Genomic DNA, 13,652 nt, shown 5'->3' on the forward strand with positions numbered 1-13,652 from the left:
AGGATGCTGATGGTTCGACAGGGAACGCCGACCGGGAGTCCCCGGCCGCGGTCCGGTCTGGTGTGGCAGCTGCCGGTCGCCGCGACGCTGGCGGCCGCGGTCGCGGCGGTCGTCCTGGTCCCCGCAACGGCGCGCACGTCCGTCGTGGTCGTCTGCGCCGTCGCGGTCGTGACCGTCGCGATCGCCTGCGCCGAGGTGGCGCGCCGCGGACGGACGGTGTCCGAGCTCCGCGCCCGCACGGCCGCGCAGGAGGCGGAGCTGGTCCACCGGTCGGCCGAGACCAGCCGCCTCGCCGACGAGCTGCTGCCCCGGGTCGTGGCGGAGCTGCGCCACGGCGCCTTCCCGGAGGACGTGCTGGCCTCGCTGGACACCTCCCCCGAGCACCGGGCGGTGCTGCGCTCCGTGGTCGAGGCGGTGAGCGCCGAGGAGGACCTGCGCGAGTCCGCGCAGCGCGCCTTCGTCAACATCGCCCGCCGCGTGCAGGCCATCGTCCACCAGCAGGCCCAGGAGCTGCGGGAGATGGAGGACCGCCACGGCCACGCCCCGGAGGTCTTCGGCGACCTCCTCCGCATCGACCACGGCACGGCTCTGATCGGCCGTCTCGCCGACTCGATCGCCGTCCTCGGCGGCGCGCGCCCGGGACGCCAGTGGAGCAAGGCCGTCCCGCTCTACAGCGTGATGCGCGGCGCCATGTCCCGGATCATCGACTACCAGCGCGTGGAGCTGCACACCGTCTCCGAGGTCGCCGTCGTCGGCACCGCCGTCGAGCCCCTGATCCACGCCCTGTCCGAGCTGCTGGACAACGCCACCCGCTACTCGCCGCCGCAGACCAGGGTCCATCTGACCGCCGTGGACGTGCAGTCGGGCATCGCCGTCGAGATCGAGGACGGCGGCGTCAGCATGAGCGAGGAGGCCCGCCAGCGCGCCGAGCGCATGCTGCGCCAGGCCCAGCAGGGCATCGATGTCAACGACCTCGGCGAGACGCCCCGGCTGGGCCTGGCCGTGGTCGGCCGGCTGGCGCGGGCGTACGGCTTCCAGGTCTCGCTGCGCCCCTCCGCCTACGGGGGTGTGCGCGCCGTCCTCGTCGTGCCGCAGGACCTCATCACCACGACCGCGGCGGCGACCGGCCTCGCGCACGGCATCGGCACGGCGTCCGGCCCGCGCACCACCGACACCCCGCCGCCCCAGCACCGCCCGCGTCCGGTCACCGGCCCCACGGTCGCCCCGCTCCCCCTGCCCGAGGAGGCCCCCCTGGTGACCGAGCGGACCGCGGGCGGGCTGCCCCAGCGGCGCCGCAAGACACGGGCGACGGCACCGGCGGCCGTCGACACCCCGGCACCTTCCCCCACCGCTCCGGACCCCGCACCGGCGGTGCAGCCCGGCCTCTGGCTGTCCGCGTTCCAGAGCGGCCTGTCCGGCGACACTCCCCCGACGAACAACGGAAACGAGCAGCCATGATTCAGCGGCAGTCCCACCAGACCAACATGGACTGGATGCTCAAGGACCTGGCGGAGGGCGTACCGCAGACCAGGAACGTCGTCGTGCTCTCCGCCGACGGGCTGCGCATGGCGCAGCACGGTTCCGACAACGACACCGCCGACCGGCTGGCCGCCGCCTGCGCCGGGCTCCAGAGCCTGGCGGGGGCGGTGGCCGCCGAACTCCCGCACGCCGACGGCCAGATGCGCCTGGTCGTGATCGAGATGAACGGCGGGTTCTTCTACCTGATGGCCGCGGGCGCGGGCGCGTACCTGGCCGTGCTGGCCGACGAGGGCGTGGACGCGGGCCTGATGGGCCAGCGGATGCGCGACCTCGTGCTGCGGATCGGCGAGCACCTGAGCACCCCGCCACGACATGAGGGGCACCCCGCGTGAGCGACGCGGGCGCGGACTGGGAGGAGACCAGTCCGGAGCGGCTGTACGTGATCACGGGCGGCCGCAGCGGCTCCTCGTCGCCCACCGGGTTAGACCTGGTCACCCTGATCGTGGCCAGGTCGGGCCCCAGGCCCGGCATGCAGCCGGAGCACGAGGCGATCGTCCGGATCTGCCAGGCGCCGCTGTCGGTGGCCGAGATCTCCGCCTACCTGAGCCTGCCGGTGAGCGTGGTCACCGTGCTGCTCAGCGACCTCCTGGCCGAGGACAAGGTGCTGGCCCGCGCACCCGTCCGGGCGGCCGCCCTCCCCGACCGTGCTCTGATTGAGGCAGTGATCGATGGACTTCAGAAGCTCTGAGCAGGCTCTCGGGCCGCGGAGCGAGGATGTGCTGCCGACGACGGCCACGGCCGCCGTCAAGGTGGTCATCGTCGGAGGATTCGGTGTCGGCAAGACGACACTGGTCGGCTCCGTCAGCGAGATCCGGCCATTGACGACCGAGGAGACGATGACCCAGGCCGGGGTCGGCGTCGACGACACCGCGGGGGTGGAGCGCAAGACCTCCACGACCGTCGCCATGGACTTCGGCCGCATCAGCATCAACGAGGAGCTGGTGCTCTACCTGTTCGGCACACCGGGGCAGCAGCGCTTCTGGTTCCTCTGGCGGGGCCTGTTCGAGGGCGCGCTGGGCGCGGTGGTGCTGGTGGACACCCGTCGGCTGGAGGTCAGCTTCGACGTCATCGGGCGGCTGGAGGAGCGCGGGGTGCCCTTCGTGGTGGCCGTCAACTCCTTCCCGGAGGCCCCCTCGTACCCGGTCGACGAGCTGCGGGGCGCACTGGACCTGCCCGCCTCCGTGCCGATCGTGCTGTGCGACGCGCGCTCCCGCACGTCCAGCAGGGATGTGCTCATGGCGCTGATGCACTACCTTCAGGCGCTCGCCACCGCGCAGGAGGTGGGCTGAGGCGGGGCACACGGGCATGCGGCTGCGACACCTGCCCCACTGATCGATTCTGGCCAACTCGTGTCCTCGATGTACCGATTCACTGCTGAATCGTCCTATTGGATCGGCCAACACGGCTGAGTACGATGCGCAATAGTTGATCACTCTGTGGTGCAAGTTGCGCATGTGACAACGCAGTTGACGCGCCGCACCCGCATCGAGAGGCAGGCCCCCGTGGACCCCGAGCTGACCGTTCCTCCGATCTACACGCCCATGGCGCCGGCGATCCATCCCCGGCACGCGGACATAGACGTCCAGACCGCGGCCTGGGCGGAGACCTTCCGCATCGGTTCGGAGGAGTTGCGCGCCAAACTCGTGGTCCAGGACATCGGCACCTTCTCCGCGCGCATCCTGCCCGAAGGCCGCGAGGAGGTCGTCTCCCTGCTCGCGGACTTCGTGCTGTGGCTGTTCGGCGTGGACGACGGCCACTGCGAGGAGGGGGAGCTCGGCCACCGCCCCGGCGACCTCGCGGGCCTGCTGCACCGGCTCATCCGGGTCGCGCAGAACCCCGAGGCGCCGATGATGCTGGACGACCCGCTCGCCGCGGGCCTGCGCGACCTGCGCCTGCGGGTGGACCGCTACGGCACCCCCGGGCAGACCGCGCGCTGGGTCGACGCCCTGCGCGAGTACTTCTTCTCCGTCGTGTGGGAGGCGGCCCACCGCCGCGCGGGCACCGTGCCCGACCTCAACGACTACACCCTGATGCGGCTCTACGACGGGGCCACCTCGGTGGTGCTCCCCATGCTGGAGATGGCCCACGGCTACGAGCTCCAGCCGCACGAGCGGGACCGGACCGCGGTGCGCGCCGCGGCCGAGATGGCCTCGTTCGTCATCACCTGGGACAACGACATCTTCTCCCACCACAAGGAGCGACGGGGCCCGGGCTACTACCTCAACGCGCTGCGGGTCCTGGAGCAGCAGGGGATGTCCACCCGGCAGGCCCTGGACACCGCGATCGCCCAGCGGGACCGCGTGATGTGCCTCTACGTGCGGCTCGCCGAGCAGCTCGCCCGCGAGGGCAGCCCGCAGCTGCGCCGGTACCTGGCGAGCCTGTCCCACTTCATCAGGGGTGCCCAGGACTGGGGCATCACCTCGGTGCGCTACACCACCCCCGACGACCCGGCCGACCTGCCGCCCGTCTTCAGCGACACGCCCACCGACGGCCGCCACGAGCCGCTGGGCATCCCCGCCGTCGACTGGTGGTGGACCCTGGTGCCGGCCCCCAGCACACCGTCCGGCAGCCGCAGAACCGCTGCGCGCACCGCCTGACGGCCCCCCAGCGGAAAGGATTCTCCGGTGTCCGTCGGAACCCCCTCGGCCGAACTGCGGTCGGTCCCGGTCGCCCCGGGAGCGGTCCCGCTCCTCGGCCATGCCCTCAGGCTCTGGCGCGAGCCCCTCGGCTTCCTGTCGTCACTGCGCGACAGCGGCGACCTGGTCCGCGTCGACCTGGGAACGATGCCCATGTACGTGGCGACCTCGGCGGAGCTGATCCACGAGGTGACGGTGCGCCAGGCGCGCAGCTTCGAGAAGGGCCGCTTCTTCGACAGGCTCCGCCCCCTCGCCGGGAACGGCCTCGCCAACTCCGACGGCGAGGTGCACCGCAGGCACCGCAGGCTCATCCAGCCGATGTTCCACCCGCAGCGCATCGCGGCGTACGCCGAGGCGATGAGCACCAACGCCCGCGCGCTGGCCGACTCCTGGAGTCCCGGTCAGGAGGTCGAGCTGGAGCAGGCGATGGCCCAGTACGCCATCGAGACGCTCGCGACGACGCTCTTCTCGACGGACATGGGCCTGCCCGCGGTGGTCGCCATCCGCGAGAACCTGCCCGTGGTCCTGAAGAACCTGCTGGTGAGGGCGGCCTCGCCGAAGTTCCTCGACCGCTTCCCGATCCGCTCCAACCGCGAGTTCGACGCCGCCGCCGCGACCCTGCGCCGGGTCATCGACGAGGTCGTGGCCGAGACCCGCAGCTCGGGCGGGACCGGGCACAACGACCTGCTGTCGGTGCTCCTCGCGGCCCGCGACGACGAGACGGGCGACGGCCTGAGCGACGTCGAGGTGCGCGACGAACTGAGCACCCTCCTCTTCGCCGGCGCGGAGACCACCGCCGCCACCCTCTCCTGGACCTTCTACGAGCTCTCCCAGCACCCGGCGGTGGAGGAGGAGCTGGTCGCCGAGATCAAGGCCGTGGTGGGCGACCGCCCGGTGGGCGTCGCGGACGTGCCGAGGCTGGAGTCGGTGCGCCGCGTCCTCGACGAGGTGATCCGCCTGCACGGCGTCACCATGCTCATGCGCCGCACCACGGCCCCCGTGGAGCTGGGCGGCTACCGGCTCCCGCCGGGCACCGAGGTGGGCTTCAGCCTGTACGCGATGCACCGGGACCCGTCGCTCTACGAGAACGCCGACCGCTTCGACCCCGACCGCTGGCTGCCCGAGCGCCGGGGGACGATCACACGCCAGGCGTACATCCCCTTCGGCGCGGGCAACCGCAAGTGCATCGGCGACGCCTTCGTGTGGACGGAGGCGACCATCGCCCTGGCCACCGTCCTCGCCCGCTGGCGCCTGAGCCCGGCCCCGGGCCATGTCCCGAAGGAGGTCGCCTCGGCCGTGGCGCACGCGGACACCATGCCGATGGTGGTCACCCCGCGGGACGCCTGAGCCGCCCTCCCCGGGGCGCGAGGGCGCCCCGGGGAGGGCACCCGGCGGCCCCGGGTGCGGCACGCGGGCACGACAAGGCGCCCCGGGGCCTCACCACCGGGGCGCCTGTCCGGCGCGGGCGGGGGCGTACGGCGCCGTGGCGCCGGGCCCGCCCGGGCCGTCAGCTCTGCTTGCGGGACTTGTCGAGCACCATCACCAGGCCGGTGATGACGGCGAACAGCACGATCGGGGCCGCCACGAACAGGCCGAGGGTCTCGGCCACGCTCAGGCCGGTGCCCGGGTCGTCGCCGTCGTCCCGGGTCAGGGCGAGCGCGGGGGACGACATCATCAGCATCATCAGCGTCGTACCGGCCGTGAGGGCGCCGGCGCGCAGGGCGTTCTTCTTGTCCACCCTGCCAACGTAGCGAACGCGTGTCAGCACCGCGCGTCCGGGGGTGCCGTGGGGCCGTCCCCGCGGGACGCCCGGGGCCCCAGGGCCCCGATCAGCCGGTGCAGCCGGGGGGAGGCGGCCAGCTCCCCCAGGGTCACCGGACGGCCCTCGGCATCGGCGATCGGCAGCCGCCAGTTCGGGTACTGGTCCCAGGTACCCGGCAGGTTCTGGGGGCGCCGGTCGCCGACGGCGTCGGGCAGCCACACCCCCACCAGGGACGCCGGGGTCCCCGCCAGGTAGCGGTAGACCGCGCGGATGCCCTCCTCCTCGGCGCCGCCCCCGCCGTCCGCCTCGGCGAGCAGCCCCTCGCCGCGCAGCGCGGCCAGCCACTCCGCCACGTCCGCCGCGTCCCGGGCCCGCTCCTCCTCCAGCCCCTCGGTCAGCAGGCCCAGGCGGTGGCGCAGCTCCACGTGGCCGCCGGTGAGCCGGGCCGCGGTGGAGGGCAGGTCGTGGGTGGTGGCGGTGGCCACACAGCCGGCACGCCAGCGCCCGGACGGCAGCGGGGCGCCCGAGCCGGCCCAGTCGCGCTCGAACCACAGGACGGACGTCCCGAGGACTCCGCGCGCCGCGAGCGCCTCGCGCACTCCCGGCTCCACCGTGCCGAGGTCCTCCCCCACGACCACGGCTCCCGCCCGGTGCGCCTCCAGCACGAGCACCGCGAGCATCGCCTCGCCGTCGTAGCGGACGTAGGCGCCGTCGGTGGGCGGCGCGCCCTCCGGCACCCACCACAGCCGGAACAGGCCCATGACGTGGTCGACCCGCAGTCCCCCGGCGTGCGCCAGCACGCCGCGCAGCAGCCCCCGGAAGGCCGCGAAGCCGGACCGGGCGAGCGCGTCGGGGCGCCAGGGGGGCAGGCCCCAGTCCTGGCCGCGGGCGTTGAAGGCGTCCGGCGGGGCGCCCACGGACATCCCGTCCGCGAAGACCTCCGCCTGCGCCCAGGCGTCCGCCCCCGAGGGGTGCACGCCGACGGCCAGGTCGTGGACGACGCCCACCCCCATGCCCGCCTCGCGGGCGGCGCGGGCGGCGGCGGCGAGCTGGGCGTCGGCGAGCCAGGCCAGCCGGCTGTGGAAGTCGACGCGCTCGGTCAGCTCGCCCCGGGCCCGGGCGGTCTCCGGCGAGCGGGGGTCGCGCAGGCCCTGCGGCCAGGAGCGCCAGTCGGGGCCGTGGACCTCGGCGAGCGCGCACCAGGTGGCGTGGTCCTCCAGCGCCGCGCCCTGCTCGGCGAGGTAGGCGCAGTACGCGGCGTGGCGGCCGGGCCCGAGCGGCACGGTCCCGAGGACCTCCAGCGCCTGGCGCTTGAGCTCCCAGACGGCGTCCCGGTCGATCAGGGCGCCCTTGCGCAGCACCGCGCCGCGCAGCTCCGCGCCCTTGTCCCGCAGCGCGTCCAGCCGGGCGCGCTGCGCGGGCTCGGCGTAGCCGTACTCGGGGACGTCCTCGATCCTCAGGTGCACCGGGTCGGGGAAGCGGCGGGAGGAGGGCCTGTACGGGGAGGGGTCGGTGGGCGGCCCCGGCACCGCGGCGTGCAGCGGGTTCACCTGGACGAAGGACGCCCCGAGGGACCGTCCCGACCAGGCGGCGAGCTCCCCGAGGTCGCCCAGGTCCCCCATGCCCCAGGAGCGCTCGGACAGCAGCGAGTACAGCTGGACGAGGAAGCCGTAGCAGCGGCCCGGCGGGGCCGGGGCCCGGTCCGGCGCCACCACCAGGGCGGCGCTGCCGCTCCTGCCGTCCGGTGCCCGTGTGTGCAGCCGGTGGACGCCGAGCGGCAGCTCGCCCCACCCGCCCCGGGCGGCCGCCCGGGTGCCGGGCGGTCCTCCGGCGGCGGCCGGGGCGGGGGGCCCGGGAGTCAGCACGGCGCCGTCCTCGCAGACCACCTCCAGCTCCGTGCCCGGCGGCAGCGCGGCCAGGGCTGCGGGCAGCCCGGGTGCGCCGGGCCCCTGCCAGACGACGACCGCGTCCGGCAGCAGCCGGGCCGCGGCCTCCCGCTCGGCGCGGTCGAGGGCCGCGCGCAGCGCCGCGGGCGTGGCGGTGTCGACGCCCAGCGCGGCGAGGACGGCACGGACCGTGTGGTCCGGGACCGCGCGGGTGACGCCTTCGGACGGCGAGAAGGAGGTGGCGACTCCGTGCAGCGCGGCGAGCCGGGCAAGGCCCATGGGGACTCCTCTTCTACGCCCCCGGGCCGTCGATGCCGCCCGCCGTGGCCGGCGCGGTGGGCTCACTGGTCAGGGGCGCGATGTCGGCGAGCGGGGGCTCGCTGGTGAGCGGGGCGGCGTGGGCGAGCGGGGGCTCGCTGGTCAGCGGGACGTCGTAGGCGAGCGGGGGCTCGCTGGTGAGCGGCGCGTCGTACGAGGTCAGGGCGGTGTGGTCGAAGGGGCAGGCTCCCGGGGGCGTCTGCGCCGGGACCTGTTTGGAGAGGGCGTCGAGCAGCAGCTGGGCCGATGCAGTCACGGGTGAATCACTCCAAGCGGGGCGTGAACGGTCGTGAACGGTCATTGAGGCCCTACCCCGTCGACGCGAACGCAGACGTACACGATCGGTCGACGTGTCCCGGGTCACACCGCGCGCCGGAGCCCGCCGCCCGGCCCCCGGCGGCGCACCCCGCCCCCGATCATCCACCACGGCGGGCATAAAGGGCACAACGACCACGCGCATTGACACCCCGACGGTGGTGGTGGTGGGCTCGAACACCGGCCGGGGCGGGCGGGTTGGACCGAAGGGAGACCTCGTGCGGCACTCGGGGAGAAGGCGTACGGCCGCGGCCGTGACGGTCGCGGTCATCGGCGGTCTGCTCGCCGGCGCCCCCGGCGCCACGGCCGACCCCTCCGGACCGGCGGCCCCGTCCGACCGGGCGCAGGACCCCCGGGGCGGGACCGCGGTGCCGGCAGTGTGGCCCCGCCCCCAGTCGCTGCGCACCGCGCACGCGCCCGTCGCGCTGGGCGGGGAGGCGACCGTGGTCGCGGATCCGGACGCGGACCCGTACGCGGTGGCCGCGGTGAAGGACCTGCTCCACGGTGCCGGGGTGCGCACCGTGCACGAGGAACTGCCGGGCCGCGGCCCGGTGGTCCTGCTGGGCGGCACGGGCGCCGCGGAGGCCCTGCGGGCGCTCGGCGCCGCGGACCGGGCCGACCTCCCGCGGGGCGGCTACCGGCTGGCCGCCGGCACGGTGGGCGGCCGCGCCACGATCGCCCTCGACGGGATGGGCGCGGACGGCCTCTTCCACGGCGCGCAGACACTGCGCGCCCTCGGCGCGGACGGGGTCGTCCCCGGTGTCGTGGTGCGCGACTGGCCCGGTACCGCGGTGCGCGGTGTCGCGGAGGGCTTCTACGGGACCCCGTGGACCCACGCGCAGCGGCTCTCCCAACTCGACTTCCTGGGACGGACCAAGCAGAACCGGTACCTCTACGCTCCGGGCGACGACCCCTACCGCCAGGCGATGTGGCGCGAGCCGTACCCTGCCGAGCGGCGGGCGGAGTTCCGCGAGCTGGCCGAACGGGCGGCGGCCAACCACGTCACGCTGGCCTGGGCGGTGGCGCCCGCGCAGTCGATGTGCCTGGCCGACGAGGGGGACCTGAAGGCGCTGACCCGCAAGATCGACGCGATGTGGGCCCTGGGCGTACGCGCCTTCCAGCTGGAGTTCCAGGACGTCAGCTACAGCGAGTGGCACTGCGGCAGGGACGCCGACGCCTTCGGCTCCGGCCCCGGGGCGGCGGCCGGCGCACAGGCGCGGATCGCCAACGCCGTCGCGGCCCACCTGGCGGAGCGCCACCCGGGCGCGGAGCCCCTGTCGGTGATGCCGACGGAGTACTACCAGGACGGCGAGACCGACTACCGGCGGGCGCTGGCCGCCGCGCTGCACGACTCGGTGCGCGTGGCCTGGACGGGCGTGGGGGCGGTGCCCCGGACCATCACCGGCGGGGAACTCGCCGGCGTGCGACGCGCGTTCGACGACCATCCCCTGGTGACCCTCGACAACTACCCGGTCAACGACTACGCCCAGGACCGCGTCTTCCTCGGCCCGGTGACCGGCCGGGACCCGGCGGTGGCCGCGGGGTCCTCGGTGCTGCTCGCCAACGCGATGGAGCAGCCGACCGCCTCGCGCATCCCGTTGTTCACGGCGGCCGACTACGCCTGGAACCCCAAGGGCTACCGGCCCGCGGACTCCTGGCGGGCCGCCCTCGACGACCTGGCCGGGGACGACGCGCGCGCCCGGGCGGCGCTCGGGGCGCTCGCCGGGAACGGGGCCTCGTCCCTCCTCGCGCCGGACGCCGAGTCGGAGTACCTGCGGCCCCTGATGAAGGAGTTCTGGGCCGCGCGGACCTCCACGAACGCCGCGGCCCTCAACCGCGCGGCCACCCGGCTGCGCGGCGCGTTCTCGGTCATGCGCGATGCGCCCGCGGCGCTGGAGGGGGTGGCGGGCGGCCGCCTCGCGGGGGAAGTCGGCCCCTGGCTGGAGCAGTTGGCCCGCTACGGCCGGGCCGGGGAACTGGCGGTCGACATGCTCGGCGCCCAGTCCCGCGGGGACGGCCCGGCCGCCTGGCGCGCCTCGCTCGACCTGGAGCCGGTGCGCGTGCGCCTGGGCGGCAGCAGGGCGACCGTCGGCGAGGGAGTCCTGGACTCCTTCCTGGACCGGGCGGAGAAGGAGTCCCGCGCGTGGACCGGGGCCGACCGGGAGGAGGCGGGCAGGGCCACCGTACGCCTGGACCGCGCCCGGCCGGTGGCCGCGGTGACCGCCATGACGGAGCCCGCCGCCCCCGGCCGGGGCACCCCCGGCCATCTGGAGGGGCACGTCCCGGGCGAGGGCTGGCGCAGGCTCGCCCCGCTGTCCGCGAGCGGGTGGACCCAGGCGGACCCGGGCGGCCTCACCGTCGACGCCCTGCGGGTGGTGCCCGGCGACGGCGGGGCGGCGGTGCCGGTGCGCGCCGTGGTGCCCTGGTTCGCCGACGAGCCCGCCGCCGGGCTCGACCTGGAGCGCGCGGAGACCAGCGCCGAGATCGGGGGGAAGCCCAGCCTGGCCGGGATACGGCTCACCGCACGCCGTCCGGCCGAGGTCACGGGCGAGCTGAACGCCGAGGCGCCGGCGGGCATCGAGGTGAAGGTGCCCCCGCAGGCGACGGTGCCGCGGGGCACCCGGACCACCGTCCCCGTGGAGGTGACCGTCCCGGAGGGGACGCCCTCGGGCGAGTACCGGGTGCCGCTGTCCTTCGCCGGACAGGAGAGCACCCTGACGGTGCGGGCCTTCCCCCGCACCGGCGGCCCCGACCTGGGGCGCGCCCCCGGGGCGCGGGCCTCCTCCTCGGGCGACGAGACCCTGGACTTCCCGGCCGCCGCCGCGCTCGACGGCGACCCCGCGACGCGGTGGTCCTCCCCGCAGGGCCCGTCCGCCTGGTGGCAGCTGGAGCTGGAGCGCCCGCAGCGGGTGGGCGAGGTCGTGCTCCACTGGCAGGACGCGTACGCGACCCGCTACCGGGTGCAGGTCTCGGGCGACGGCAGCATCTGGCGGACGGCGGCCACCGTCACCGACGGCCGGGGCGGACGCGAGGTGGTGCGCATGGACGCCCCGGACACCCGCTTCGTGCGGGTGCAGGGGGACGAACGGGCGACCGGCTTCGGTTACTCGCTCTTCGGCGTGGAGGCGTACGCCGTCGCGGAGTGAGGGCCCGGCGGGCACGCTCCGCGGGCGCTCGGGACGTCCGCCGGCCCGCACCGCCGCGGACGGCGGGTGCCGGGGCCGCACCGGCCCCGGCACCGGGAGTCGGAGCGGTCCTCAGGCGGAGACGCCGTCGATGCGGGCCATCGCGTCGTCCGCGCCGTAGGGCTGCAGATAGGGCAGCCAGCGCGGGTCCCTGTGGCCCGTGCCGATGATCCGCCATGCCAGGCCGCTCGGCGGTGCGGGCTGGTGGCGCAGGTGCCAGCCGAGTTCCCGCAGGTGCCGGTCGGCCTTGACGTGGTTGCAGCGGCGGCAGGCCGCCACCACGTTCTCCCAGGCGTGCTGTCCGCCGCGGCTGCGCGGAATGACATGGTCGACGCTGGTTGCGACGCCACCGCAGTACATGCAGCGTCCGCCGTCGCGGGCGAACAGGGCCTTGCGGGTGAGAGGAACGGGCCCCCGGTAGGGGACCCGAACGAACCGTTTGAGCCGCACCACACTGGGCGCGGCGACGACACGGGTCGCACTGTGCAGGAAGGCGCCGGACTCCTCCAGGCAGAGGGCCTTGCCCTCGAGGACGAGGACGAGCGCGCGGCGGAGCGGTACGACGCCGAGCGGCTCGTACGACGCGTTGAGGACCAGGACATGCGGCACGGATGCCTCCTTGTACGCCGGCGGCGCGTGGCTCGCGCCGGGACGATCTGCCTCAAGTTTCGCCTCAGGGCCGTGCGGAGCGCCACCACGTACGGGTAACGGGCTGAAGGTGTTGTACGAGGCGGACGGTTCCGCCCCTTTTCTCCCCCGCCGTGAGCCGTGTCTCCCCGTGACGGAACCGCACCGAAGGCCCGTACCGCCGCCGCTAGGGTTGTCGCGGGTCCCATCGCACGCCTGGAGGTTCACCCCCGTGACCGCGTCCTGGTCCGCCGTCCGCGCGGAATCCGATCCGTCTCCCGCCCCCGTCACCCTGGACGAGGCCGCCAGGCACGCGAGCAACGCCGCGGGCTGGGTCGAGGAGAACTGGTCCACCTGGCTCAACACCGGGCTGCGCATCGCACTGATCATCGCCGTGGCCCTGGTGCTGCGAATGCTGGTCCGACGGGCCCTGACCAAGCTCATAGAACGCATGAACCGCTCCGCGCAGGCGGTGGAGGGCACCACCCTGGGCGGCCTGCTGGTCAACGCCGAGCGGCGGCGGCAGCGCTCGGAGGCGATCGGCTCGGTCCTGCGCTCCATAGCCTCCTTCCTGATCATGGGAACCGCGGGCCTGATGGTGCTCGGGGCCTTCAGCATCAACCTCGCCCCGCTGCTGGCCTCCGCGGGAGTGGCGGGCGTGGCGATCGGCTTCGGGGCGCGCAACCTGGTCACGGACTTCCTCTCCGGGGTGTTCATGATCATGGAGGACCAGTACGGCGTCGGTGACTCGATCGACGCGGGCGTGGCCTCGGGCGAGGTGGTCGAGGTGGGCCTGCGGGTGACCAAGCTGCGAGGGGACAACGGGGCGATCTGGTACGTCCGCAACGGCGAGATCAAGCGGATCGGCAACCTGAGCCAGGGCTGGGCGACGGCCGCCGTGGACGTCACGGTCCGGCCGACGGAGGACCTGGACCGGGTGAAGGCCCTGATCGGCGAGGTCGCGGACGAGGTCGCGAAGGCCGAGCCGTGGAACGAGCAGCTGTGGGGCCCGGTCGAGGTGCTGGGCCTGACCGAGGTCCTGCTGGACTCGATGACCTTCCGGGTCTCCGCGAAGACCATGCCCGGCAAGGCGCTGGGGGTGGAGCGCGAGCTGCGCTGGCGCATCAAGCGGGCCTTCGACGCGGCCGGGGTGCGCATCGTGGGCGGTCTGCCCCAGCAGGGCGAGGAGCAGGGCCCGGACCCGGCCGCGGGCGTGGCCGCACCCTCGGCCTTCGCCTCCCACACCTCGCCCCAGTCGATCGCCGCCTCGCCGATACCGCCGACCAGCCTCTCGAAGTAGCGCGACCCGGCCCGGACGGGCGGGACGGGCGCCCCCGGACGACCGGATGCGGTCGCCGGGGGCGTCCGCGTTCCCGGCGACCGC

12 protein-coding genes are annotated in these 13,652 nt (G+C 74.9%); 8 read left to right on the forward strand and 4 right to left on the reverse strand.

Annotated features, from left to right (window positions below):
• The first annotated feature begins 9 nt into the window (after positions 1 to 9).
• The 6 genes from NPS70_RS06915 (at position 10) to NPS70_RS06940 (ending at position 5,522) form a co-directional block, all read left to right on the forward strand.
• A complete protein-coding gene (locus NPS70_RS06915) occupies positions 10 to 1,458 on the forward strand; it encodes a sensor histidine kinase KdpD (protein WP_256523148.1) in 1,449 nt (482 codons plus the stop codon).
• Entirely contained in the window at positions 1,455 to 1,871 is a 417-nt protein-coding gene (locus tag NPS70_RS06920; RefSeq protein WP_256523149.1) for a roadblock/LC7 domain-containing protein, read from the forward strand. The genes NPS70_RS06915 and NPS70_RS06920 overlap by 4 nt, the downstream gene beginning before the upstream one ends.
• Positions 1,868 to 2,227 (forward strand): DUF742 domain-containing protein, encoded by a 360-nt coding sequence (locus NPS70_RS06925; RefSeq protein WP_256523150.1) that lies wholly within the window; start codon positions 1,868 to 1,870, stop codon positions 2,225 to 2,227. Before NPS70_RS06920 ends, NPS70_RS06925 begins: the two co-directional genes overlap by 4 nt.
• A complete protein-coding gene (locus NPS70_RS06930) occupies positions 2,208 to 2,828 on the forward strand; it encodes an ATP/GTP-binding protein (protein ID WP_256523151.1) in 621 nt (206 codons plus the stop codon). Before NPS70_RS06925 ends, NPS70_RS06930 begins: the two co-directional genes overlap by 20 nt.
• 213 nt (positions 2,829 to 3,041) lie before the next feature.
• Complete coding sequence (locus tag NPS70_RS06935; RefSeq protein WP_256523392.1) at positions 3,042 to 4,136, forward strand: selina-4(15),7(11)-diene synthase; 1,095 nt, start codon at positions 3,042 to 3,044, stop codon at positions 4,134 to 4,136.
• A gap of 27 nt (positions 4,137 to 4,163) precedes the next feature.
• Positions 4,164 to 5,522 carry a cytochrome P450 gene (locus tag NPS70_RS06940; RefSeq protein WP_256523152.1) on the forward strand — a complete coding sequence of 453 codons (1,359 nt, stop codon included), beginning with the start codon at positions 4,164 to 4,166 and terminating at the stop codon, positions 5,520 to 5,522.
• 160 nt (positions 5,523 to 5,682) lie between these two features.
• Here NPS70_RS06940 and NPS70_RS06945 read toward each other — a convergent pair whose 3' ends face one another.
• Genes NPS70_RS06945 through NPS70_RS06955 form a run of 3 tightly spaced genes read right to left on the reverse strand, consistent with a single transcriptional unit; the run spans position 5,683 to position 8,397 of the window.
• Positions 5,683 to 5,913 carry a hypothetical protein gene (locus NPS70_RS06945; RefSeq protein WP_256523153.1) on the reverse strand — a complete coding sequence of 77 codons (231 nt, stop codon included), beginning with the start codon at positions 5,911 to 5,913 and terminating at the stop codon, positions 5,683 to 5,685.
• Between the two features lie 23 nt (positions 5,914 to 5,936).
• Entirely contained in the window at positions 5,937 to 8,102 is a 2,166-nt protein-coding gene (malQ, locus tag NPS70_RS06950) for a 4-alpha-glucanotransferase (RefSeq protein ID WP_256523154.1), read from the reverse strand.
• Positions 8,103 to 8,115: 13 nt separating this feature from the next.
• Positions 8,116 to 8,397, reverse strand: coding sequence for a hypothetical protein (locus NPS70_RS06955; protein WP_256523155.1), 282 nt, complete (start codon positions 8,395 to 8,397; stop codon positions 8,116 to 8,118).
• A 277-nt stretch (positions 8,398 to 8,674) separates the two neighbouring features.
• Between NPS70_RS06955 and NPS70_RS06960 the strand changes: the two genes are divergently transcribed.
• On the forward strand, positions 8,675 to 11,602 hold the full coding sequence (locus NPS70_RS06960; RefSeq protein ID WP_374211948.1) for a beta-N-acetylglucosaminidase domain-containing protein: 2,928 nt from the start codon (positions 8,675 to 8,677) through the stop codon (positions 11,600 to 11,602).
• Positions 11,603 to 11,713: 111 nt separating this feature from the next.
• Here the strand turns inward: NPS70_RS06960 and NPS70_RS06965 are convergent, their stop codons facing one another.
• Positions 11,714 to 12,250: an HNH endonuclease gene (locus NPS70_RS06965; RefSeq protein ID WP_256523157.1), complete on the reverse strand. Its 537-nt coding sequence runs from the start codon at positions 12,248 to 12,250 to the stop codon at positions 11,714 to 11,716.
• A gap of 250 nt (positions 12,251 to 12,500) precedes the next feature.
• On the opposite strand from NPS70_RS06965, the gene NPS70_RS06970 reads away from it, so the two are divergent.
• Positions 12,501 to 13,568, forward strand: a complete 1,068-nt coding sequence (locus NPS70_RS06970; RefSeq protein WP_256523158.1) for a mechanosensitive ion channel family protein — start codon at positions 12,501 to 12,503, stop codon at positions 13,566 to 13,568.
• The last annotated feature ends 84 nt before the right edge of the window (positions 13,569 to 13,652 follow it).

Origin of the sequence: Streptomyces sp. C10-9-1 (genome assembly GCF_024497955.1) — a bacterium.
Classification (GTDB): domain Bacteria; phylum Actinomycetota; class Actinomycetes; order Streptomycetales; family Streptomycetaceae; genus Streptomyces; species Streptomyces sanyensis.